Below are 21,746 nucleotides of genomic sequence, written 5' to 3' on the forward strand. Positions count from 1 at the left end.
GGTCCGTGGCGGGTCGCACGGCATGGCGTCAACGGCGCGAGGTGCGCTCCCGGACTCCCGCGAGGAACAGCTCGTGAAAGCGCGTCTCGCCGTCGACCTCGGGGTGGAAGCTGGTGCCGACGAGTGGCCCCTGCCGCACGGCGACGATTCTGCCGTCCGGAAGCGAGGCGACCACCTCGACCCGCTCGCCTGCGCGTTCGACGATCGGAGCTCGGATGAACGTCGCGTGCACGGGCACCTCACCGAGTGCCGGAACGTCGAGGTCCATCTCGAAGGACTCCGTCTGGCGCCCGAAGGCATTACGGCGCACGGCGATGTCCAGGCCGCCGAATGACTGCTGTCCCTCGATGCCGTCGAGTACTTGATCGGCGAGAAGGATCAGCCCGGCGCACGTCCCGTACACGGGGAGCCCCGCAGCGATCGCGTCCCTGATCGGCTCCTGCATCCCGAATGTGCGCGACAGCTTGTCGATCACGCTGGACTCGCCGCCGGGGATGACGAGACCGTCGACAGATGCAAGCTCCTCCGGGCGGCGCACCAGCGCCACCTCGGCTCCGAGTCCCGCGAGCAGGGCGGCGTGCTCGCGCACGTCGCCCTGCAGCGCGAGGACGCCGACCCGTGGACTACCAGCCACGCTCGGCCAGGCGGTGCGGCGCGGGGAGGTCGGAGACGTTGATGCCGACCATGGCCTCGCCGAGTCCGCGTGAGACCTCGGCGATCACCTTGGCGTCATCGAAGAAGGTGGTCGCCTTGACGATCGCCTTGGCGCGCTCCGCCGGGTTGCCGGACTTGAAGATGCCCGAGCCCACGAAGACGCCGTCGGCGCCCAGCTGCATCATCATCGCTGCATCCGCGGGGGTCGCGACGCCACCCGCGACGAACAGCACGACGGGGAGCTTGCCGGTCTCGGCGATCTCGGCCACGAGCTCGTACGGCGCCTGCAGTTCTTTCGCCGCGACGAACAGCTCGTCCTTCGGAAGAGCCGTGAGAGCCGCGATCTCGCCACGGATCTTCCTGATGTGCTTCATCGCCTCGGAGACATCCCCCGTGCCGGCCTCACCCTTGGAGCGGATCATCGCCGCGCCCTCATTGATGCGGCGCAGCGCCTCACCGAGGTTGGTGGCACCGCAGACGAAGGGCACAGCGAAGCCGTGCTTGTCGATGTGGTTCACGTAGTCGGCGGGAGAGAGCACCTCGGACTCGTCGATGTAGTCGACGCCGAGCTCCTGCAGCACCTGCGCTTCGACGAAGTGGCCGATGCGTGCCTTCGCCATGACGGGGATCGACACCGACGCGATGATGCTGTCGATCATGTCGGGGTCGCTCATGCGCGAGACACCGCCCTGTGCGCGGATGTCGGCGGGAACCCGCTCGAGCGCCATGACGGCGACGGCGCCCGCGTCTTCGGCGATCTTGGCCTGATCGGCGGTGACCACGTCCATGATCACGCCGCCCTTGAGCATCTCGGCGAGACCGCGCTTGACGCGCGAGGATCCGGTGGTGGTCTGTTCGGTCATGAGAGCTCCTGTCGGGGAAGCACGATGTGCATGAGTGTGTCGAACGATGTCTCGTTTGATCTAGGCCAAACAGTAGCACTGTCCGGAACGACCTAGAATCGGTAGTGAGGACACATGAGCGACCAGATCACCGGAACGACCGCAGCGGACATCGCCGACAGCGTGCGCGGTCTGCGCGAGCGCGGTGTGCTGCGCGCCGGCAGTCCCCTCCCTCCCGTGCGGGAGCTCGCCACGACCCTCGGAGTCAATCGCAACACCGCGGTCGCCGCATACCGACAGCTCGCTCAGGCCGGGCTCGTGATCTCCCGAGGTCGCGCCGGCACGGTCATCGCCGGTCTCGAGTCGGTGGCCCAGGAGGGCTACGCCTCCGATACGGTGCTGCGCGACGTCGGGACCGGCAACCCGGACCCTCGACTGATCCCCGATCCATCGCCTGCGCTGGCCACGGTGGCCGGTCGTCCGGTGCTCTACGGCGAGCCCGTCATCGACCCGGGGCTGCAGGACTGGGCGCGCGAATGGATCGCGCATGATCTCGGTCACCTCGACTTCGGCATCACCGTCACGAGCGGCGCCGTCGACGCCGTCGAGCGACTGCTCGCGCAGGCGCTGATGCGCGACGATGCCGTCGCACTCGAGGATCCCTGCTTCCTGGCGAGCATCCACACGGTCCGACTCGGCGGGTATCGGGCCGTTCCCGTGCCGGTGGACGAACAGGGGATGACGGTCGAGGGGCTGCGCGCCGCCTTGGATGCCGGCGTGCGAGCGGTGATCTGCACCCCGCGCGCTCAGAACCCGACGGGGGCGAGTCTCACGGCCGCTCGTGCGGCGGAGCTGCGCGCCGTGCTCGCCGCTCATCCGTACGTGCTGATCATCGAGGACGATCACTTCTCGATGCTGTCGCAGCGTCCATACGAATCGCTGATCGGCCCGGACCACCGGCGGTTCGCGCTGGTGCGCTCGGTCTCGAAGTTCCTCGGGCCGGACATGTGCCTCGCCATCGCGGCGACGGATGCCACCACGGCAGAGCGCCTCGCCATGCGTCTGAGTCCCGGAACCACCTGGGTCAGCCACCTGCTGCAGCGTCTCACCCTCACTCAGCTGACCGACGAGTCGGTGCTCGCACGCATCGCCGACGCCCGCGAGCACTACGCGGCACGCAATGCGGCCTTCGCGTCGCGGCTGCGCGAGCATGGCCTCGACTCCCCCGCCACCGACGGTCTGAGCCTGTGGATCGAGTTGCCGAAGCCGGCGCGCATCGTCGCCGAACGCCTCATGCGTCGGGGCTGGCTCGCTCGAACCGGCGACGACTTCGCCCTCGACGAACGCGCCGATCCGTCGCGCCATCTGCGCCTCACAGTGCATGATCTGTCCGAAGACGACACTGCGACACTCGTCGCCGACCTCGTATCGGCCGCACGATGACCCACCGCCGCGGGAGCATTCCCGCTCTGAAAGAAAGGATCGGGGAATGAAGGTCCTCTCCATCCAGTCCGCCGTCGCGTACGGGCATGTCGGGAACTCCGCCGCGGTCTTCCCATTGCAGCGCATCGGCGTCGAGGTTCTGCCGGTCTACACCGTGAACTTCTCCAATCACACCGGCTACGGCGCCTGGCGCGGTCCGCTCATCTCTCCGAACGACGTGCGCGAGGTCATCACGGGCATCGAGGAGCGCGGTGTGTTCGGCGAGATCGACGCGGTGCTGAGCGGTTACCAGGGCGGCGAGGGCATCGGCGATGTGATCATCGACGCCGTGGCGCGCGTCAAGGCCGCCAATCCCGCCGCCGTGTACGCCTGCGATCCGGTGATGGGCAACGCGAAGTCAGGATGCTTCGTCGCCCCGGCCATCCCGATCCTGCTGCGCGAGAAGGTCGTGCCGGCTGCCGACATCATCACCCCGAACCAGTTCGAGCTCGGGTTCCTGACCGGCACCGAGCCCGACACGCTCGAGTCCACCCTGGCCTCGGTCGACCTGGCCATGGCGATGGGACCGAGCACGGTGCTGGTCACGAGCGTCGAGCGGCCGGACCGTGAGGACGACACGATCGAGATGCTCGTGGCCGACGCCGCAGGAGCCTGGATCGTGCAGACGCCTCGGCTTCCGATGAAGGCGAACGGCTCGGGCGACGTCACCGCGGCGCTCTTCACGGCCCACTATGTCGGATCCGGTGACGCGAAGACGGCGCTCGAGCGCACCGCGTCCAGCGTGTTCGACCTGCTCGCCGCGACCCTCGAGTCGGGTGCGCGCGAGCTGCAGCTCGTCGAAGCGCAGGAGTTCTACGCGAACCCTCGGATGCAGTTCACGGCACGCCAGGTGCGCTGACCCGCGATTCCGAGCTGTGGCCTACGCCGTCGTCGGCCAGGCGTTCGCCACGGCTTCGCGCACCTCGCCGAGCAGCTGGGGCAGGGCCTTGGTCTTGGCGATGATCGGGAAGAAGTTGGCGTCCGACGTCCACCGCGGCACGATGTGCTGGTGCAGGTGGCCGTCGACTCCGGCACCGGCGACGGCACCCTGATTCATCCCGATGTTGAAGCCGTCGCAGCGCGAGACCTCGCGGAGCACGCGCATGCCGATCTGGGTCAGTGCCCCGATCTCGGCGACCTCCTCGGGTGTTGCCTGGTCGTAGGTGCCGATGTGGCGGTACGGGCACACCAGAAGGTGTCCGGAGTTGTACGGGAAGAGGTTGAGCAGCACATAGGCCGTCTCCCCCCGGGCGACGATCAGCCGCTCGGCATCCGGGAACTTCGGAGCCTCGCAGAACGGGCACTCCTCACGCAGCGGCTCAGGACCAGCCTGGATGTAGGCCATCCGGTGCGGCGTCCAGAGCCGCTGGAACTCGTCGGGGACGCCCGCGAACTCGCCGGCGTCCTCCCACGACTCCGAGGACGTCACGCCAGGTCCCCTGCTGTCTGCACGAGAGTGTGTGCATCGATCGCTGCGCGGATGCGCGCTACTGCATCGGTGATCGGCACGCCGTTCTCCTGCGTGCCGTCGCGGTAGCGGAACGAGACGGTGCCCGCGTCGCGATCCTTCTCGCCCGCGATCAGCAGCAGCGGGACCTTGCCGGTCGTGTGCGTGCGGATCTTCTTCTGCATCCGGTCGTCGGAGGCGTCGAGCTCGGCGCGCACGCCCTGCGTGCGCAGCGTCTGGACGATCTCGCCCAGGTAGTCGGCGAACTCGTCGGCGACGGGGATTCCCACGACCTGCACGGGCGACAGCCACACCGGGAAGTCGCCGGCGTAGTGCTCGAGGAGGATCGCGAAGAACCGCTCGATCGAGCCGAACAGCGCACGGTGGATCATGATCGGACGCTTCTTCTGGCCGTCCTTGTCCATGTACTCGAGCTCGAAGCGCTCGGGCAGGTTCGGGTCGACCTGCACGGTCGACAGCTGCCAGGTGCGGCCGATCGCATCACGCGTCTTGAGGTCGATCTTCGGTCCGTAGAACGCGGCCTCGCCGGGGACTTCGGTGAGCTTCAGGCCGGATGCCACGGCGACCCGGCGGAGAGCATCGGTCGACGATTCCCAGAACTCGTCCGAGCCGATCCACTTGGACTTCTCGTCATCCTTCATCGACAGCTCGAGCTCGAAGTCGGTGAGACCGAAGTCGCGCAGCATCGACAGGATGAACTCCAGGACCTTCGCGACCTCGCCCTCGAGCTGATCGGGGGTGACGAACAGGTGCGAGTCATCCTGAGTGAAGCCGCGCACTCGGGTGAGGCCGTGCAGCGCACCGGAGAGCTCGTTGCGATAGACGGTGCCGTTCTCGGCGAACCGCAGGGGCAGATCACGGTAGCTGCGCGCGCGCTCCTTGTAGATCAGGATGTGCATCGGGCAGTTCATGGGCTTCAGGTAGTAGTCCTGGCCCTGCTTCGTGATGTTGCCCTCGTCGTCGCGCTCCTCGTCCATGACGATCGGCGGGTACATGCCCTCCTTGTACGTCACGAGGTGGTTCGAGGTGAGGAAGAGGTCTTCCTTCGAGATGTGCGGGGTGTACACGTAGGTGTAGCCGCCCTCGATGTGGCGCCTGCGAGCGTGCTGCTCCATCTCGCCGCGGACGATGCCGCCACGGGGGTGCCAGACCGACAGACCCGAACCGATCTCCTCGGGGAACGAGAAGAGGTCGAGCTCCTTGCCGAGACGGCGGTGGTCGCGCTTGGCGGCCTCCTCGAGGCGGTGCTGGTACTCACGCAGCTCGTCCTTCGACGGCCAGGCGGTGCCGTAGATCCGCTGCAGCTGCGGGTTCTTCTCGCTGCCCCGCCAGTACGCGGCGGCGATGCGGGTCAGATCCCAGCCGTTGCCGATCATGCGGGTGTTGGGCAGATGCGGCCCGCGGCAGAGGTCCTTCCAGACGACCTCGCCGTCGCGGGTCGTGTTGTCGTAGATCGTCAGCTCGCCCTCGCCGACCTCGACGGAGGCGCCCTCGGCGGCTTCTTTGCCGCCCTTGAGACCGATGAGCTCGAGCTTGAACGGCTCGTCGGCCAGCTCTGCCCGCGCCTCGTCGTCCGTGACGACACGACGCACGAAGCGCTGCCCCTCACGGACGATGCGCTGCATCTCCTTCGTGATGGCCTTGATGTCCTCGGGCGTGAACGGGGTGTCGACGCCGAAGTCGTAGTAGAAGCCGTCGGTGATGGGCGGCCCGATGCCCAGGTTCGCCTGCGGGTTGATCCGCTGCACCGCCTGCGCGAGCACGTGCGCGGCCGAGTGACGCAGGATGTTCAGCCCGTCGGGACTGTCGATCGTGACCGGCTCGACCTCGTCGGCATCCGTCACTGTCGCGGCGAGGTCCTTGAGGGTCCCGTTGACGCGCATGGCGACGACTGAACGGTCAGAGAACAGGGCGAAGCCGTCTTTCGGCTGAGCATTTTCAGGCACTGCACACTCCATCTGGGTCTGGATCTAGGCTACTCGCATGCCCGGGGGCCGCTGACCGCTACGACGCCACCTCAGACTCGGTGTTCGCCGCCGTGGGAGCGAGGATGATGATCGCCGCGCCGACGAGCGCGATCGCCGAGCCGGCCCAGTCCCAGACGGTCGGCTTGAAGCCGTCGACGATGATGCCCCACGCGAGCGATCCGGCGATGAACACCCCGCCGTACGAGGCGAGCACACGTCCGAAGTTCGCGTCAGGCTGGAGCGCCGCGATGAACCCGTACGCACCGAGAGCCATCACGCCGAGCACAGCGAAGACCCAGCCACGGTTCTCCTTCACGGCCTGCCAGATCAGCCACGCGCCGCCGATCTCGGCGACGGCGGCGAGCACGAAGAGGATGCTGATGCGCAGGACGGTCATGCACTCAGTGTGGCAAAGGCCGCCACTTGAGCGGGCAGACCTGCCGCGACGCGCCCGGGCGACACCCGTGAGCTCCGATTCCGCCGGGGTAGCGTGAGCGGATGATCAGACCACTGGCGCGCTGGATCCTCGCACTCGCCCTGGGTGCGATCGGCATCGTCCACTTCACGAGCACCCGCGGTTTCCGCGTCGTCGTGCCTGACTGGGCGACTCGGGCCACTCGTCTCGACAAGGAGGCGATCATCATCGCGTCGGGCGCCGCGGAGGTCGCCCTCGCCGCCGGGCTGCTCCTGCTGCCGAACGAGAGACGGCGTGTCGGAATCGCCACCGCCGCGTTCTTCGTCGCCGTGTTCCCGGGAAACGTGCACCAGTGGCGCACTCACCGGTCCACCCCGGGGCTCGACACCGAGGCGCGGCGTCTGGGACGACTCTTCCTCCAGCCTCTTCTCGTCGTCTGGGCGCTGTGGGCGACGACTGAGCCGGCTCGACCGCGGATGCGCGCGGTGCCTCGTATCCGCTGAGCAGCCGGCAGCGCAAGCCCGCCCACTCGTTCCGTCCACCCCGTCAGAATGGAGCCATGGCCTCTCCCTCGCTCGTCTGGCTCCGCGACGACCTTCGACTCGCCGACAATCCGGCGCTCAGGGCGGCGATCGATCGCGGTGAACCACTGGTCGTGCTGTTCGTCCTCGACGAGGAGTCCCCCGGCATCCGACCGCTCGGCGGAGCCGCACGCTGGTGGCTCCACCACTCCCTCGCGTCTTTGGACGACGCGCTGCGGGAACTCGGCGCCACTCTGACGCTGCGTCGAGGTCCTGCCGAACGCATCGTCCGCGAGACCGTCGCAGACTCGGGCGCGACGGCCGTCTTCTGGAACCGTCGATACGGGGGCGCCGAACGCGAGGTCGACACCGCGCTCAAGGCGGCGCTGCGCGCGGACGGCCACGAGGTCACGTCGTTCCAGGCGTCGCTGCTGCACGAACCGTGGACGGTGAAGACCGGCGGCGGCACCCACTTCTCGGTGTTCACGCCGTTCTGGCGGGCATGTCTCTCCCTCCCCACGCCGCGAGTGCCCCTCCCCGCGCCCCGGAGTGTCGCTGGCGTGCCCCGGCCCCCGGCGTCCGACGATCTCGTCGACTGGAATCTGCTGCCGACCCGCCCCGACTGGGCGGGCGGACTCCGCGACGCCTGGGAGCCCGGTGAGCCGGCGGCCAGAGCTCGGCTGCGTACGTTCCTGCATGACGACATCGGCTCGTACGATCGCGCGCGGGACGAGCCGTCGGCGGGCGCGACGTCACTGCTGTCACCGCGTCTGCGCTGGGGCGAGCTGAGCCCGTTCACAGTGTGGCACGCGGCGGTGGAGGCCGATGGCGCGGCCGGGTTCCTCTCGGAGTTGGGCTGGCGCGAATTCGCCTGGCACACGACGTTCCACGCACCGGACATCGCCACGAAGAACCTCCGCCGTCAGTACGACGCCTTCCCCTGGCCGCGGCTCAAGCCGTCGGAACTCGAGGCGTGGCAGCGCGGCGATACCGGGATCCCGCTCGTCGATGCGGGGATGCGTGAACTGTGGCGCACGGGTTTCATGCACAACAGGGTGCGCATGGTGACGGCCTCGTTCCTCGTGAAGAACCTGCTCATCGACTGGCGGCGCGGCGAGGAGTGGTTCTGGGACACCCTGGTCGACGCCGACGGCGCGAGCAACCCGTTCAACTGGCAGTGGGTGGCAGGATCCGGCGCCGACGCCGCCCCGTACTTCCGCGTCTTCAATCCCGAGCTGCAGGCGAAGAAGTTCGACCCGCACGGCCTGTACATCTCGGAGTGGGCGTCGGATGCCCCGACAGAGCCGATCGTCGATCTCGCGGCCACCCGCAAAGCGGCGCTCGCAGCGTACGAGGTCGTCAAGCGGTCGTCCCCGGTCTCGGGGTGACCGCCGCCGGTGACGGCTGCGCCCCGTCATGGGACAACAAAAAACCCCCGGAGAACCGGGGGTTTTGTCTGTGCGCGATACTGGGATCGAACCAGTGACCTCTTCCGTGTCAGGGAAGCGCGCTACCGCTGCGCCAATCGCGCCCGTTGGGGCTATTCAGTTACTGAGAGGTGGCGACGGGATTCGAACCCGTGTAAACGGCTTTGCAGGCCGGTGCCTAGCCGCTCGGCCACGCCACCGTGTGGATTGACCCCACGTGCCGAAGGCCTTCCGAAGAAGGCCCCTGCACTTGAGCGGATGACGAGACTCGAACTCGCGACCCCAACCTTGGCAAGGTTGTGCGCTACCAACTGCGCTACATCCGCGTTGTTCCCGGTTGTTGTCCCGGGCACTTATGAAACATTAGCCGATGATCGGCGACTGTCCAAACCGAAACCGAATCTCGCGCGTGTCTCGCAGCGTGGTCAACTTGGCCTCCGACGGTCGGGTAGTATCGGTTGACGTACCCCGCAGGTATGGGCGATTGGCGCAGTTGGTAGCGCGCTTCCTTCACACGGAAGAGGTCATCGGTTCGAGTCCGGTATCGCCCACCACAGAACCCCGCGCATCTGAGATGCCGCGGGGTTTTCTCATGGCGCGAGGGCGCGGGAGCCAGCGCCGATCTTTCGATTGCTAGCGTTGCGGCATGCCCACCTTGCTCGACGACTTCCTCTCCGGAGATCGCGGACGCGTGATGCACGCGGTGTGGGAGACGATCCGCTCGCGGGATGCCGCGACTCTCGACCCCCTCGTCGCCGCGCTTCCGCAGCTCCGGCGCGAGGCGACGAGGCTCGATCTGGGCGGGATGATCTATTCGAACAACGCCCATCTGGCGCACGCGCTCACCAAACTCGAACAGTATCGCGATAGGGAGTGCTGGTGCGCCGCTTACCCCGGGCTGCTCACGAATGACCCCGAGAAGGAACAGGCGCTCGGCCACGTCAGCATCCTCTCGACGAGCGATCCTGGCTGGTCGATGACCTATGTCACCGAATGCGCCGTGTGCGGGAGGCTGTTCGATGTCGAGCAGGGGGACCATCACTTCATGTGGTGGAGATGGGTGCCGCGCGGGGTGAAGAGAAGCCGCGGAGAGGTCTGACGTCGGTGGCCGGCGGTAGCGTTCCGACCATGCCGCGCACTCCGCTCCCGAGCCCTTGTCCGCTCTGCGGCCATGGAGACGCGGTGCGCGTGACCACCGCGCTGCTGTGCGACTGGTGCGGGTGGCGTTACGGCGACTCCCCCGACCCCGACCTCCCCCGCCCGGTGGTCGAGGTGGTCTATTACATCCGCTACGACCGTCGGGTGAAGATCGGCACCAGTCGCCGGCCGCGTCACCGACTCGCGAGCATCCGCCACGACGAGCTCCTCGCGTTCGAGCCGGGTGGCCGTGCGGTGGAGCAATCGAGACACCGCGAGTTCGCCGACATCCGGGAGGGCGGCGAATGGTTCACCCTCACCCCGTATCTCGCGGCCCACATCGATGGACTGCGCACGCTGGACGACCCCTGGCAGCTCTACGCGCGCTGGGTGGCGGCGGCATTGCAGAACTGAAGCCCCGCACAGGGCCGACGTTCCGTGCGGGGCTTCAGAGTTCGTACGCCATCAGACGCGAGCGGTGGCCTTGACCTTCGCGGGCTGCGGCTGCGAGAACAGCACGACCACGATCACGGCGACGCCGACGACCACGTGCGGCACCCAGACGTTCGGCGCCTCCGTCGAGAAGCCGAAGATCCACGGCGACAGCGCCAGGAACAGGCTCGCGACGATGTCGAACACGAGGTGGACGGGCATCGGGATGACGCCGAACGGCCCCCATTCGTACTTCGTGAAGAGGCTGTAGACGATGAGCCCGATTCCGAGCACGATCGGGATGATCACGGCGGGGCCGCCCATGCTCGCGAAGCCGAAGAGCCACGGAGCGGCGATCAGCGCCACTCCGACGATGTAGTCGAGAATTCCATGGACCTTGGTGGGGATGAAACGCATGATTCCTCCTGTGGTGTCGTCGCATCCTGCGACTCACAGACTGTTCGCAGCCGTTCGTCGAACGGATTGCGAACGGTCACACGGGTCGGGGCTTCAGGCGGTCGCCCAGCCGTATCGTCGAGCCAGAGCCGAAGCGACCTCCCCGTAGCGCGATCGGTCGAGCACCGCGGCCTCACGGCGCAGTCCGCTCTCGTGCACGCTGTACAGCAGCTCGATGTCGACCCAGGACTCCCGTCCCTGCGCGTCCCAGCCGCCGGAGCCGATCGACAGGTAGTCGCGGTCGCCGTCGTGCGCCTTGCTCGTCATCCGCACCGCATAGACACGTTCTGCGGATTCGCGCCCGATCACGAGCACCGGCCGATCCTTGCCTCGACCGTCGTTCTCCTCGTAGGGCACCCAGGTCCAGATGATCTCACCCGCGTCAGGGGCGCCGTCCCGGTCGGGCGCGTAGCCGATGCGGAGGTCATCGATCCGGTCGGGGTCGACCCGCCGTGTCTCGGTGCCGCGCGACGCCGCTCTCGACGCCCCTGAGGCGGAGCGGACCTCCTCGGAGGTGCGCAGACGCGAGACCGGGCGTCTCGGACGAGTTTTCGTCCGAGACGCCCGGTCAGATCCCAGTGCTGTGAAGAGGATCTCCGCGAGTCGTGCCAGGATGCCGTTGGTGTTGCTCACACGGTCACCCTAACGGCAGTTCAGGCGTCGGCCAGCGCGTAGCCCTCCTCGCCGTGGACGACCTGGTCGACACCGGCGATCTCGTCTTCGCTCGTGATGCGGAAGCCGATCGTCTTCTCGATCGCGAAGCCGATGATGAAGGCGACGACGAAGGAGTAGATCAGCACACCGAGCGCTGCGATCGCCTGGACGGCGAGCTGACGTGCGTCGCCTCCGACGAACAGACCGGTCTCGGTGGCGAAGAAGCCGAGGTACAGCGTTCCGATGAGGCCACCCACCAGGTGGATGCCGACCACGTCGAGCGAGTCGTCGAAGCCGAGACGGAACTTCATCTCGACCGCCAGCGCGCAGACGATACCGGCGACGGCACCGAGCAGCAGCGACCATCCGGGCGTCAGGTTCGCGCAGGCCGGGGTGATGGCGACGAGACCGGCGACCGCGCCGGACGCTGCACCGACCGAGGTTGCCTTGCCGTCCTTGATGCGCTCGATGAGGATCCAGCCGAGGATCGCGGCCGCCGTGGCGCCGAGGGTGTTCAGGCCGATGAGTCCGACGCCGCCCATGTCCTCTGCGAGCCACTCCGCGCCGGCGTTGAAGCCGAACCAGCCGAACCACAGCAGCGCTGCGCCGAGGAGCGTCAGCGGCACGTTGTGCGGCTTGAGGATGCCCTTCTGGAAGCCGATGCGCTTGCCGAGGACGATCGCGAGGGCGAGAGCCGCTGCGCCGGCGTTGATGTGCACCGCGGTACCACCGGCGTAGTCGATGACGCCGATGCCGCTGTCCTCACCGAACAGCGTGGTGCCGAGGTTCATGATCCAGCCGCCGCCCCAGACCCATGCGGCTACGGGGAAGTATCCGACGGTGGCGAAGACACCGGCGAAGATGAGCCAGCTGCCGAACTTCGCGCGGTCGGCGATGGCGCCCGAGATGAGCGCGACGGTGATGATCGCGAAGGTCGCGCCGTAGGCGACTCCGAGAAGTGCGACGTTCGAGCCCTCACCGGCCGCGAGGCTCGAGAGACCGAAGTCGGCGAAGGGGTTGCCGGCGAATGCCGTCCGGCTGTCGACCGCGCTCATCGAGAATCCGAAGAGGATCCAGAGGACGGCGACGAGACCGATCGAGCCGAAGCTCATCATCATCATGCTGACGACGCTCTTGGCCTTGACGAGACCGCCGTAGAAGAAGGCGACGCCGGGCGTCATGAGCAGTACGAGGGCGGTCGCGGTGATCGCCCAGGAGATGTTGCCTGGAGCATCCATAGTCAAACCTCACATTCGGGAAACTGAGAGCTTCAGTGTGACGAGGCCCGATTTCCGGAATGCGTGAGGTTTGTTGCGGTGGCGTTACAGAGACGCCGCGTGTGTGAACACTGCGTTACGCGACACTGCGATCCGCGTGTGTAAGTGCATTGAGTCTGGAGACAGCGCGCAGGTATTTCTTGCGGTATCCCCCGTTCAGCATCTCTTCTGCGAAGACCTGGTCGAGGCTCACACCGGTGGCGACGATCGGGATCTGCGCGTCGTACACGCGGTCGACGAACGCGACGAAGCGCAGAGCCTCGGACTGATCGGTCAGGACCCGCACGTCCCGCAGGCCCACGAGATCCAGCTCGGCGATGATCCGCAGATACCGCGAGGGGTGCACCCGGGCCAGGTGACGGATGACGTCGGCGAAGGAATCGTCGGATGCGTTTCCGTGCCCCGCCCCCTCGTCGATCGCGCGGGCATAGGAATCGTCGTCGCTCACGACGGCGTGCCCGTCGAGCGCCCGCTGGCGGAAGTCGACACCGTCGATGCGGATCGTCTGGAAGCTGTCGGACATCGCGTGGATCTCTCGGAGGAAGTCCTGTGCGGCGAAGCGGCCCTCACCCAGTGCGTTCGGCGGAGTGTTCGAGGTCGCCGCGAGCTTGGTGCCGGTGGGAACCAGCTCACCGATGAGCCGAGTCATGACCATGGTGTCGCCCGGGTCATCGAGTTCGAACTCGTCGATGCACAGCAGGTCTGCACCCTTGAGCAGGTCGACGGTGTTCTTGTAGCCGAGCGCACCGACCAGAGCCGTGTACTCGATGAACGAGCCGAAGTACTTCCTGCGCGCGGGCATCGCGTGATAGATCGACGCCAGCAGGTGGGTCTTGCCGACGCCGAATCCGCCGTCGAGATAGACGCCCGGCTTCGTCTCCGGCTCCTTCTTGGCTCGGCTGAAGAATCCGCCCCGCTTGAGCGGAGCACCGCGTCCGGCGAACCGGATGAGCGTCTCCTTGGCGTCCTCCTGCGAGGGGTAGGCCGCATCGGCACGATAGCTCTCGAACGTCGCACCGTCGAACTGCGGCGGCGGCACGAGGCTGGCCAGCATCTCGGGACCGGTGACGGTCGGCTGTCGATCTGTCAGGTGCACGATGCCCGTGCGGCTGGGCGTGTCGGTCATCACGGTCCTGTGTCGGGGGCGCACCTGTGTCGAAGTCTTACGAATCGGGTGCAGGGCGCACGGCGTGGATCTATCGTCGAAGTATCGGCTCCACATTACGCCGTCGTCCCCTGCATCATCGCCGCTCACCGTCTGAGGAGATCCCTGTGGCCATCGAGTTCGACACCACTTCGTCAAAGTTCGCCGAGTACGCCGAGCCCGGCCGTCTCGTGAGCACCGAGTGGCTGGCCGAGCGCCTCGGCACACCGGGCCTGGTCGTCGTCGAATCCGATGAGGACGTGCTGCTGTACGAGACGGGCCACATCCCCGGCGCCGTGAAGGTCGACTGGCACACCGAGCTCAATGATCCCGTCGTGCGCGACTATGTCGACGGCGAGGGCTTCGCGAAGCTGCTCAGCACCAAGGGCATCTCCCGCGACGACACCGTCGTGATCTACGGCGACAAGAACAACTGGTGGGCCGCCTACGCGCTCTGGGTCTTCTCGCTCTTCGGCCACGAGGACGTTCGGCTGCTCGACGGCGGACGCGATCGCTGGATCTCCGAGGGCCGCGAGATCACCCGGGACGCCCCGCAGATCACGCCGACGGAGTATCCCGTGGTCGAACGCGACGATTCGGAGATCCGCGCATACAAGGAGGATGTCCTCGCTCACATCGGCAGCCCGCTGATCGATGTGCGCTCTCCCGAGGAGTACAGCGGTGAGCGCACCACCGCACCGGCCTACCCCGAAGAGGGAGCCCTGCGCGCGGGGCACATCCCCACCGCCCAGAGCGTGCCGTGGGCGAAGGCCGTGGCTGAGGACGGCGGCTTCCGGTCGCGGGCCGAGCTCGACGCGATCTATCGTGACGGGGCCGGACTCGCCGATGGCGACGAGGTCGTCGCGTACTGCCGCATCGGAGAGCGCTCGAGCCACACGTGGTTCGTCCTCACGCACCTGCTCGGATTCGAGAACGTCCGCAACTACGACGGCTCGTGGACCGAGTGGGGCAGCGCGGTGCGGGTCCCGATCGTGACCGGCGCGGAGCCCGGATCCCTCTGATCGTGGGAGAATGACAGGGATGAGCACCACGCACGTTCCTGACACCCTCGCCGAGATCCGCGACGGATTCCTCGAGACCCCCGAGGCGGATCGACTGCTGCTCCTGCTGGAGTACTCGGACGAGCTGCCGGAGGTCTCCGAAGAGGTCGCGAATCACCCCGAGATGTGCGAGCGCGTCGCGGAGTGCCAGTCACCGGTCTACATCTACGTCGAGGTCGCCGACGGAATCGTGACCATGCACGCCACCGCCCCGCCCGAGGCGCCGACCACGCGCGGATTCGCGAGCATCCTCGTGCAGGGCATCTCCGGCCTCACCCCTGACGAGGTTCTCGCGATCCCCGACGACTATCCGCAGTCGATCGGTCTCACCCGCGCGGTGTCGCCGCTGCGCATCGGCGGCATGACCGGCATGCTGATGCGCGCCAAGAAGCAGGTCATGCAGAAGCGCTGAACCCCTGCGCTGCGAGCCATCCGGTGATGGCATCGCTCCACCCTGCCTGGTCGTAGTTCCAGATCTTGGTGTGCCGGGCGACCGTGAAGCGGGGCATCGTGACCAGGTCGGGTCTGGCCTGCTCGAGTGCGTGCGATGCATCGGCGGGCACGAATCCGTCGTCGTCGCTGTGCAGGATGAGGATGGGCACCGACAGCTCGTCGGCGCGCGACACCATGTCCAGGCTGTCGAACGGGATCGCGTTCTCCGCGCCGCTGAGCCGCGCGGTGAACGGGACGGACAGTGCGCCCATCGCGAGGTCCGGCAGCGGTGCGTGCATGCCGGACTCGCGCGCTTGGAATCGCAGCACGCTGCGCCAGTCGATCACCGGCGACTCGAGGATGAGACCGACGATGCGGTCGCGGTTGCCCGAGTTCAGGGCGGTCTGCATCGCGACCGCTCCGCCCATCGACCATCCCATCAGGATCACTCGATCGGCGCCGTGTCGGAGCGCATACGACACCGCCGCATCGACGTCGCGCCACTCCGAAGCCCCCAGAGCGTACGCACCGCTTCGGCTGCGCGGCGCCTCACCGTCGTTGCGGTACGAGACGACGAGGTTCGGGAAGCCCGCGGCATGCAGCACGGGGACGGCACGAAGGCACTCGGCTCGGGTGACCCCTCGTCCGTGGACCTGGATCACCCACGTCGAGGAGTCGGCCGGGAACAGCCAGGCGGGGCATGGCCCGGCCGGGGAACCGATGAGCACGTTCTGCGAGGGCAGGTGGAGCTCGCCGGGAGTGGAGTAGTACCAACCGCTGAACGCCGCGCTCCTGTCGACGCGGGCGCCCGGTTCGATCTGCGTCAGCAGCTTGCGCCTCACGGTGGTGGCATCAGCGCTCAGCACCGCGCCGAGCTTGACGTAGCCATACGTTCCCGAGGTGAAGAGTCCGTATCGACCCGGGAGCTCGGTGTCCCGCGTCCGGGTGAGCTCGATCGTCTGCGCCCCGGTGTCGACGGCGAGGATCTCGACGTTCGCCGGTCGCTTCGCCGGCATGACGACCCGACGGGCGACGCTGAAGACGAGCAGAGCCAGCGCCGTCCCCAGAGCGAGCAGAGCAGGGACAAGGAGTGCAACGGCGTGCCTGAGACTCTTCATCGCTTCCTGACTCTAGCCTGTTGCCGTGACCGCACACCCCGATGCCGGGACGATCTTCGACGCCGCCGTGGCTGAACTGCGCGACATCGCCTTCCGCTCAGACATCACCATCCGCGAGATAGCGACGCCGCAGGGCCTCGCTCCGCACGCCCTCGCCCTCGCAGCCGACGTCCGCCCGGACGACGGCGGAGAGTCGGCATACGGGACGGGACGTTTCGTTCTGCTGCATGATCCCGACAACCCCGCCGCATGGGACGGCGACTGGCGGATCGTGATCTTCGCCCAGGCGCCGCTCGAGACCGAGATCGGCACCGACCCCCTGCTCGCCGACGTCACGTGGTCCTGGCTCGTCGATGCACTCGACTCGAGAGGCGCCGGCTACCACTCCGCGTCGGGCACGTCGACCAAGACCCTGTCGAAGGGGTTCGGCGGACTCGCCGACGAAGGAGACGGCGCACAGATAGAGTTGAGGGCGTCCTGGACACCCGAGGGCCCCTTCACACCCCATGTCGAGGCCTGGGTCGAACTGGTCGGGATGCTGGCGGGTCTTCCGCCCGGTTCCGAGGGCATCGCCGTTATCGGCGCGCGAAAGGCAGCACGTGACTGAATACTCCGTGATCTCCGACGTCTCGGAGTTCCACGCGGCATGCGCCGCACTGGCCGCAGGAACTGGGCCTGTCGCCGTGGACGTCGAGAGGGCATCCGGATTCCGCTACTCCCAGCGCGCCTATCTCGTGCAGGTGTTCCGCCGCGACGCGGGGGTCTTCCTGTTCGACCCTCCCGCTCTCGGCGACTTCAGCCCTCTGCAGCAGGCCATCGGCGACGCCCTGTGGGTGTTCCACGCCGCCAGCCAGGATCTTCCGTCTCTGCGCGAACTCGATCTGCTCCCCCACACGATCTTCGACACGGAGCTCGCATCGCGACTGCTGGGTCATGACCGAGTCGGACTCGCCGCGGTCGTCGAGAACACGCTCGGCATCACGCTCAAGAAGGAGCACTCCGCGGCGGACTGGTCGACCAGACCCCTTCCCGCTGCATGGCTCGAGTACGCGGCACTCGATGTGCTGCACCTCATCGACGTCTACGAGGCTCTGGAGGCGGAGCTCGAGGAGCAGGGGAAGACCGAGTACGCGGCCGAGGAGTTCGCCGCCACGCTCGCCCGACTGCCGAAGCCTCCTCGCGAAGACCCCTGGCGACGACTCAGCGGACTGCACCAGGTGCGCGGCGCGCGGAACCTCGCGGTCGCTCGCTCGCTGTGGCAGGCTCGCGAGAGCTTCGCCCAGGATCAGGACGTCTCTCCCGGCCGTCTGGTGCCGGACCGATCGCTCATCGCGGCCGTGCTGGCGAACCCGCAGAGCAAGCAGGCGCTCGCCGGGATCAAGGAGTTCCAGGGCCGAGCGAGCCGCACCCAGCTCGACCGCTGGTGGCAGGCGATGGTCGACGGACGTGCCACGGAGGAGCTTCCCCGGGAGCGGGTTCCCAGCGATACGCTGCCGCCGCCGCGAGCCTGGTCCGATCGCAATCCGGAGGCCGACGCGCGACTCAAAGCCGCCCGCCCGGTCGTCGAGGCCACGGCCGAGGAACTCGGGATGCCGACCGAGAACCTGCTCACCCCCGATCACCTGCGCCGTGTGGCGTGGGATGTACCGGGAACGACGCCCGAGGCCATCGGCGAGGCACTCGCCGCGCTGGGTGCCCGCCCGTGGCAGATTGCACAGACTGCACAGAAGATCGCGGACGCCTTTGTAGAGGCGGCGCAAACGCCCGACGAGGCGTCCGCACCGGCTTCGTAGGTTCGATCCAACCGATTCCTCCCCGTTTCCGGCCCTCCATAGACTGAGGCCACCGCACAAACTTGGAGGCAGAGTGGCCGAGATCTCGGACGTCTTCTTCGTCGATGGAGTGCGCACCCCCTTCGGGCGCGCCGGCGAAAAAGGCATGTACTGGAACACCCGCGCTGATGACCTCGCCGTCAAGGCGACCATCGGCCTGATGGAGCGGAACGCAGCCGTTCCGGCCGACCGCATCGACGACGTCGCCATCGCCGCGACCAGCCAGACCGGAGACCAGGGCCTGACCCTCGGGCGCTCCGTGGCGATCCTCGCAGGACTCCCGCAGACGGTGCCCGGACTCGCCGTCGAGCGCATGTGCGCGGGAGCGATGACGAGCGTCACCACGATGGGAGCATCGATCGGGGTCGGCATGTACGACTTCGCGCTCGCCGGCGGGGTCGAGCACATGGGTCACCACCCGATCGGCGGCAACGCCGACCCCAACCCGCGATTCGTCGCGGAGCGCATGGTCGACCCCGGCGCTCTGAACATGGGTGTCACGGCCGAGCGCATCTTCGATCGCTTCCCGCACCTCACCAAGGAGCGCTCCGATCGATTCGGCATGCTCAGCCAGCACAAGGTGCAGGCGGCGTACGACGCGGGCAAGATCCAGCCGGATCTCGTGCCCGTCGCGACCAAGACCGCCGACGGCGCATGGGGCCTGGCGACGGAGGACGAAGGTCGTCGTCCGCAGACCACCATGGAGGACCTCGCGGCCCTCAAGACTCCTTTCCGCCCGCACGGCCGTGTGACCGCCGGAACCTCGTCGCCCCTCACAGACGGCGCCACGATGTCACTGCTCGCCGGAGGCGGCGCGGTCAAGGAGTTCGGTCTCGCGCCGAAGATGCGCATGGTCTCGTTCGCCTTCGCAGGCGTGCAGCCGGAGATCATGGGAATCGGCCCGATTCCCTCGACCGAGAAGGCCCTGAAGAAGGCCGGACTCACGATCGCCGACATCGGCCTGTTCGAGCTCAACGAAGCCTTCGCCATCCAGGTGATCTCGCTGCTCGACCACTTCGGCATCGCCGACGACGACCCCCGCGTCAACCAGTGGGGCGGCGCGATCGCGCTGGGCCACCCGCTCGCGGCATCCGGCGTGCGTCTGATGATCCAGCTCGCGGCGCAGTTCGCCGAGCGACCCGATGTGCGCTACGGCCTGACGGCCATGTGCGTCGGTCTCGGACAGGGCGGCTCGGTCATCTGGGAGAATCCGCACTTCGACGGCAAGAAGAGGAAGTAAGCCTGATGGCCCACTCAATTTCCGAGCAGTACGCGAACGTGGACTTCTCCCCCATCCAGGCGCTCACCGACGGCGAGGTGATCACGCACTCCCCCGTGCGCGACGTTCGTCTCGCGTCGGGCAAGGTGCTCGCACTGATCACCCTCGACAACGGACGCGACCACACGCGTCCGAACACTCTGGGGCCGGCGACGCTCACCGCCCTCGGTGAGACGCTGGACGGCCTGGCCGCTCGTGCGTCAGCCGGCGAGATCCAGGCGGTCGGCATCACCGGCAAGCAGTACATCCTGGCCGCCGGCGCCGATCTCTCCGACATCAGCAAGGTCGGGTCGCGGGACAACGCCCGCCTGATCGCGCAGCTCGGCCACAAGGTGCTCGGAAAGTTCGGGGAGCTCGGCGTTCCGTCGTTCGCCTTCGTGAACGGACTCGCACTCGGAGGCGGACTCGAGATCGCACTCAACTCGACCTACCGCACGGTCGACGCCTCCGCCGCGGCGATCGCACTCCCCGAGGTCTTCCTCGGCATCATCCCCGGCTGGGGCGGTGCCTACCTGCTGCCCAACCTGATCGGGATCGAGAACGCCCTCGAGGTGGTCATCTCGAACCCGCTCAAGCAGAACCGGATGCTGAAGCCGCAGCAGGCGTTCGACCTCGGCATCGTCGACGCGATCTTCCCCGCCGCGAACTATCTCGAGAACTCGCTCGCGTGGGCGGACGCCGTGCTCGGCGGCAAGAAGGTCGAGCGCAGGAACGAGCCGGGCAAGATCGAGCGACTCACGAAGTGGCCGATCGCCATCAAGATGGCACGCGGCATGCTGGAATCGAAGATCGGCACCGTCCCGAAGTCGCCCTACGCCGCACTCGACCTGCTCGACAAGGCCAAGAGCGGCACCAAGGCGGAGGGCTTCGCCCGTGAGGACGAGGCGCTCGCCGAACTCGTCACGGGCGACCAGTTCGCAGCATCCATGTACGCCTTCGACCTCGTGCAGAAGCGTGCGAAGCGTCCGGTGGGAGCCCCCGACAAGGCGCTTGCGAAGAAGGTCACGAAGGTCGGCATCATCGGCGCTGGTCTCATGGCGAGCCAGTTCGCCCTGCTCTTCGTGCGCAAGCTGCAGGTGCCGGTACTCATCACCGACCTCGATCAGGCGCGCGTCGACAAGGGCGTGGCCTACATCCACGAGGAGATCGGCAAGCTCGAGGCGAAGGGCCGCCTGGACGCGGACTCCGCGAACAAGCTGCGCGCGCTCGTGACCGGGACGACCGACAAGAACCTCTATGCGGACTGCGACTTCGTCATCGAGGCCGTGTTCGAGGAGGTCGGCGTCAAGCAGCAGGTGTTCGGCGAGATCGAGAAGATCATCGCCGAGGACGCGATCCTGGCGACCAACACCTCCTCGCTCTCGGTCGAGGAGATCGGCGCGAAGCTCGCTCACCCCGAGCGCCTCGTCGGCTTCCACTTCTTCAACCCGGTGGCAGTGATGCCGCTGATCGAGATCGTCAAGACACCGACGACCTCGGAGGCGGCGCTCTCGACCGCGTTCGTCGTCGCGAAGAATCTCGGCAAGAACGCGGTCCTCACTGCCGACGCGCCGGGCTTCGTCGTGAACCGTCTGCTGGCCAAGGTCATGGGCGAAGCGGCTCGCGCGGTGTACGAGGGCACCCCGATCACGGATGTCGAGAAGGCCTTCGCGCCACTCGGACTCCCGATGGGTCCCTTCCAGCTGATCGATCTCGTCGGATGGAAGGTCGCCGCCCACGTGCAGGACACGATGGCGCACGCGTTCCCCGATCGCTTCTACGCGAACGAGAACTTCCACGCTCTCGCCGAGCTCGACGCGGTCATCGAGAAGGACAAGGGCGGTCGTGTGACCGGTTGGACGAAGCAGGCCGAGAAGCTGCTGAAGCCCGCTGTCGGCAAGACGCCCGCGTCGGCCGAGACGATCCTGCAGCGGGTGCAGGACGGCCTTGCGAGCGAGATCAAGATGATGCTCGACGAGGGCGTCGTACCCGAGGTCGAGGACATCGACCTGTGCCTGATCCTCGGCGCGGGCTGGCCCTTCATCGATGGTGGGGCTTCGCCCTACCTCGACCGCGAGGGCGCCTCGCAGCGCGCGTTCGGCGGAGAGTTCCACACTCCGCAGATCCGCGGCATCGAGCACCGCTGAGCTGAACCTCTGGGGGGCCGCC

Annotated in this window: 22 protein-coding genes and 4 tRNA genes; 13 read left to right on the forward strand and 13 right to left on the reverse strand. The window is 67.4% G+C overall.

Annotated elements, in window-relative coordinates; all coding sequences use genetic code 11:
* Positions 1 to 28: 28 nt before the first annotated feature.
* Both pdxT and pdxS read right to left on the reverse strand, forming a co-directional pair.
* Entirely contained in the window at positions 29 to 634 is a 606-nt protein-coding gene (pdxT, locus tag BEP68_RS07830; protein ID WP_187249671.1) for a pyridoxal 5'-phosphate synthase glutaminase subunit PdxT, read from the reverse strand.
* On the reverse strand, positions 624 to 1,517 hold the full coding sequence (pdxS, locus tag BEP68_RS07835) for a pyridoxal 5'-phosphate synthase lyase subunit PdxS (RefSeq protein WP_056278787.1): 894 nt from the start codon (positions 1,515 to 1,517) through the stop codon (positions 624 to 626). Before pdxS ends, pdxT begins: the two co-directional genes overlap by 11 nt.
* 114 nt (positions 1,518 to 1,631) lie before the next feature.
* Here pdxS and BEP68_RS07840 point away from each other — a divergent pair, with 114 nt between their 5' ends.
* Both BEP68_RS07840 and pdxY read left to right on the forward strand, forming a co-directional pair.
* Positions 1,632 to 2,939 carry an aminotransferase class I/II-fold pyridoxal phosphate-dependent enzyme gene (locus tag BEP68_RS07840; protein ID WP_053096192.1) on the forward strand — a complete coding sequence of 436 codons (1,308 nt, stop codon included), beginning with the start codon at positions 1,632 to 1,634 and terminating at the stop codon, positions 2,937 to 2,939.
* A 46-nt stretch (positions 2,940 to 2,985) separates the two neighbouring features.
* Positions 2,986 to 3,837: a pyridoxal kinase PdxY gene (pdxY, locus tag BEP68_RS07845; RefSeq protein ID WP_056278788.1), complete on the forward strand. Its 852-nt coding sequence runs from the start codon at positions 2,986 to 2,988 to the stop codon at positions 3,835 to 3,837.
* Positions 3,838 to 3,858: 21 nt separating this feature from the next.
* Here the strand turns inward: pdxY and BEP68_RS07850 are convergent, their stop codons facing one another.
* From BEP68_RS07850 to BEP68_RS07860, 3 genes are all read right to left on the reverse strand, one after another.
* Positions 3,859 to 4,407: an HIT family protein gene (locus tag BEP68_RS07850; protein WP_053096196.1), complete on the reverse strand. Its 549-nt coding sequence runs from the start codon at positions 4,405 to 4,407 to the stop codon at positions 3,859 to 3,861.
* Positions 4,404 to 6,329: a threonine--tRNA ligase gene (gene thrS, locus BEP68_RS07855; protein ID WP_232224560.1), complete on the reverse strand. Its 1,926-nt coding sequence runs from the start codon at positions 6,327 to 6,329 to the stop codon at positions 4,404 to 4,406. The genes BEP68_RS07850 and thrS overlap by 4 nt, the downstream gene beginning before the upstream one ends.
* Before the next feature lie 121 nt (positions 6,330 to 6,450).
* Entirely contained in the window at positions 6,451 to 6,810 is a 360-nt protein-coding gene (locus BEP68_RS07860) for a YnfA family protein (protein WP_187249672.1), read from the reverse strand.
* A gap of 101 nt (positions 6,811 to 6,911) precedes the next feature.
* Between BEP68_RS07860 and BEP68_RS07865 the strand changes: the two genes are divergently transcribed.
* Together BEP68_RS07865 and BEP68_RS07870 are read left to right on the forward strand one after the other, a co-directional pair.
* A complete protein-coding gene (locus tag BEP68_RS07865; protein WP_053096202.1) occupies positions 6,912 to 7,331 on the forward strand; it encodes a hypothetical protein in 420 nt (139 codons plus the stop codon).
* A 56-nt stretch (positions 7,332 to 7,387) separates the two neighbouring features.
* The gene (locus BEP68_RS07870) at positions 7,388 to 8,737 is read left to right on the forward strand and encodes a cryptochrome/photolyase family protein (protein WP_056278791.1); all 1,350 of its coding nucleotides are present in this window, start codon (positions 7,388 to 7,390) and stop codon (positions 8,735 to 8,737) included.
* Positions 8,738 to 8,808: 71 nt separating this feature from the next.
* Here BEP68_RS07870 and BEP68_RS07875 read toward each other — a convergent pair.
* From BEP68_RS07875 to BEP68_RS07885, 3 genes are all read right to left on the reverse strand, one after another.
* Positions 8,809 to 8,880: transfer RNA gene (locus BEP68_RS07875), tRNA-Val, on the reverse strand.
* Positions 8,881 to 8,905: 25 nt separating this feature from the next.
* Positions 8,906 to 8,976, reverse strand: a tRNA-Cys gene (locus tag BEP68_RS07880).
* A gap of 53 nt (positions 8,977 to 9,029) precedes the next feature.
* A tRNA-Gly gene (locus BEP68_RS07885) sits at positions 9,030 to 9,102 on the reverse strand.
* A 152-nt stretch (positions 9,103 to 9,254) separates the two neighbouring features.
* On the opposite strand from BEP68_RS07885, the gene BEP68_RS07890 reads away from it, so the two are divergent.
* The 3 genes from BEP68_RS07890 (at position 9,255) to BEP68_RS07900 (ending at position 10,327) form a co-directional block, all read left to right on the forward strand.
* Positions 9,255 to 9,330 (forward strand) — tRNA-Val (locus BEP68_RS07890).
* 92 nt (positions 9,331 to 9,422) lie between these two features.
* A complete protein-coding gene (locus BEP68_RS07895; protein WP_056278792.1) occupies positions 9,423 to 9,875 on the forward strand; it encodes a hypothetical protein in 453 nt (150 codons plus the stop codon).
* 89 nt (positions 9,876 to 9,964) lie between these two features.
* On the forward strand, positions 9,965 to 10,327 hold the full coding sequence (locus tag BEP68_RS07900) for a GIY-YIG nuclease family protein (RefSeq protein ID WP_232224440.1): 363 nt from the start codon (positions 9,965 to 9,967) through the stop codon (positions 10,325 to 10,327).
* A gap of 51 nt (positions 10,328 to 10,378) precedes the next feature.
* Here BEP68_RS07900 and BEP68_RS07905 read toward each other — a convergent pair whose 3' ends face one another.
* The 4 genes from BEP68_RS07905 to zapE all read right to left on the reverse strand — a co-directional run bounded on the left by BEP68_RS07905 (position 10,379) and on the right by zapE (position 13,858).
* The gene (locus BEP68_RS07905) at positions 10,379 to 10,762 is read right to left on the reverse strand and encodes an SPW repeat protein (RefSeq protein ID WP_053096209.1); all 384 of its coding nucleotides are present in this window, start codon (positions 10,760 to 10,762) and stop codon (positions 10,379 to 10,381) included.
* 93 nt (positions 10,763 to 10,855) lie between these two features.
* Positions 10,856 to 11,434, reverse strand: coding sequence for a type II toxin-antitoxin system PemK/MazF family toxin (locus tag BEP68_RS07910; RefSeq protein WP_083569336.1), 579 nt, complete (start codon positions 11,432 to 11,434; stop codon positions 10,856 to 10,858).
* A gap of 20 nt (positions 11,435 to 11,454) precedes the next feature.
* Complete coding sequence (locus BEP68_RS07915) at positions 11,455 to 12,693, reverse strand: ammonium transporter (RefSeq protein ID WP_187249673.1); 1,239 nt, start codon at positions 12,691 to 12,693, stop codon at positions 11,455 to 11,457.
* Between the two features lie 115 nt (positions 12,694 to 12,808).
* Entirely contained in the window at positions 12,809 to 13,858 is a 1,050-nt protein-coding gene (gene zapE, locus BEP68_RS07920; protein WP_056278794.1) for a cell division protein ZapE, read from the reverse strand.
* Positions 13,859 to 14,004: 146 nt separating this feature from the next.
* Between zapE and BEP68_RS07925 the strand changes: the two genes are divergently transcribed.
* Together BEP68_RS07925 and BEP68_RS07930 are read left to right on the forward strand one after the other, a co-directional pair.
* Positions 14,005 to 14,898, forward strand: a complete 894-nt coding sequence (locus BEP68_RS07925; protein WP_072591310.1) for a sulfurtransferase — start codon at positions 14,005 to 14,007, stop codon at positions 14,896 to 14,898.
* Positions 14,899 to 14,917: 19 nt separating this feature from the next.
* On the forward strand, positions 14,918 to 15,349 hold the full coding sequence (locus BEP68_RS07930) for a SufE family protein (protein WP_072591311.1): 432 nt from the start codon (positions 14,918 to 14,920) through the stop codon (positions 15,347 to 15,349).
* Here the strand turns inward: BEP68_RS07930 and BEP68_RS07935 are convergent.
* A complete protein-coding gene (locus tag BEP68_RS07935; protein ID WP_056278797.1) occupies positions 15,333 to 16,487 on the reverse strand; it encodes an alpha/beta hydrolase family protein in 1,155 nt (384 codons plus the stop codon). The genes BEP68_RS07930 and BEP68_RS07935 overlap by 17 nt on opposite strands.
* A 25-nt stretch (positions 16,488 to 16,512) precedes the next feature.
* Between BEP68_RS07935 and BEP68_RS07940 the strand changes: the two genes are divergently transcribed.
* The 4 genes from BEP68_RS07940 to BEP68_RS07955 all read left to right on the forward strand — a co-directional run bounded on the left by BEP68_RS07940 (position 16,513) and on the right by BEP68_RS07955 (position 21,724).
* Entirely contained in the window at positions 16,513 to 17,094 is a 582-nt protein-coding gene (locus BEP68_RS07940; RefSeq protein WP_056278798.1) for a DUF3000 domain-containing protein, read from the forward strand.
* A complete protein-coding gene (locus BEP68_RS07945) occupies positions 17,087 to 18,280 on the forward strand; it encodes a ribonuclease D (protein WP_053096223.1) in 1,194 nt (397 codons plus the stop codon). Before BEP68_RS07940 ends, BEP68_RS07945 begins: the two co-directional genes overlap by 8 nt.
* Positions 18,281 to 18,353: 73 nt before the next feature.
* Positions 18,354 to 19,559 (forward strand): thiolase family protein, encoded by a 1,206-nt coding sequence (locus BEP68_RS07950; RefSeq protein WP_053096225.1) that lies wholly within the window; start codon positions 18,354 to 18,356, stop codon positions 19,557 to 19,559.
* Positions 19,560 to 19,564: 5 nt separating this feature from the next.
* On the forward strand, positions 19,565 to 21,724 hold the full coding sequence (locus BEP68_RS07955; RefSeq protein ID WP_187249674.1) for a 3-hydroxyacyl-CoA dehydrogenase NAD-binding domain-containing protein: 2,160 nt from the start codon (positions 19,565 to 19,567) through the stop codon (positions 21,722 to 21,724).
* Positions 21,725 to 21,746: the final 22 nt, after the last annotated feature.

It is taken from the genome of Microbacterium sp. 4-7 (assembly GCF_014332665.1).
Lineage (GTDB): Bacteria > Actinomycetota > Actinomycetes > Actinomycetales > Microbacteriaceae > Microbacterium.

Coding starts and splice junctions, on each gene's coding strand:
- BEP68_RS07860 (WP_187249672.1), bottom strand. CDS start 6,810: ATGACCGTCCTGCGCATCAGCATCCTCTTCGTGCTCGCCGCCGTCGCC.
- pdxY (WP_056278788.1), top strand. CDS start 2,986: ATGAAGGTCCTCTCCATCCAGTCCGCCGTCGCGTACGGGCATGTCGGG.
- BEP68_RS07870 (WP_056278791.1), top strand. CDS start 7,388: ATGGCCTCTCCCTCGCTCGTCTGGCTCCGCGACGACCTTCGACTCGCC.
- pdxS (WP_056278787.1), bottom strand. CDS start 1,517: ATGACCGAACAGACCACCACCGGATCCTCGCGCGTCAAGCGCGGTCTC.
- zapE (WP_056278794.1), bottom strand. CDS start 13,858: ATGACCGACACGCCCAGCCGCACGGGCATCGTGCACCTGACAGATCGA.
- BEP68_RS07865 (WP_053096202.1), top strand. CDS start 6,912: ATGATCAGACCACTGGCGCGCTGGATCCTCGCACTCGCCCTGGGTGCG.
- BEP68_RS07915 (WP_187249673.1), bottom strand. CDS start 12,693: ATGGATGCTCCAGGCAACATCTCCTGGGCGATCACCGCGACCGCCCTC.
- BEP68_RS07905 (WP_053096209.1), bottom strand. CDS start 10,762: ATGCGTTTCATCCCCACCAAGGTCCATGGAATTCTCGACTACATCGTC.
- BEP68_RS07930 (WP_072591311.1), top strand. CDS start 14,918: ATGAGCACCACGCACGTTCCTGACACCCTCGCCGAGATCCGCGACGGA.
- thrS (WP_232224560.1), bottom strand. CDS start 6,329: ATGCGCGTCAACGGGACCCTCAAGGACCTCGCCGCGACAGTGACGGAT.
- BEP68_RS07935 (WP_056278797.1), bottom strand. CDS start 16,487: ATGAAGAGTCTCAGGCACGCCGTTGCACTCCTTGTCCCTGCTCTGCTC.
- BEP68_RS07840 (WP_053096192.1), top strand. CDS start 1,632: ATGAGCGACCAGATCACCGGAACGACCGCAGCGGACATCGCCGACAGC.
- BEP68_RS07955 (WP_187249674.1), top strand. CDS start 19,565: ATGGCCCACTCAATTTCCGAGCAGTACGCGAACGTGGACTTCTCCCCC.
- BEP68_RS07895 (WP_056278792.1), top strand. CDS start 9,423: ATGCCCACCTTGCTCGACGACTTCCTCTCCGGAGATCGCGGACGCGTG.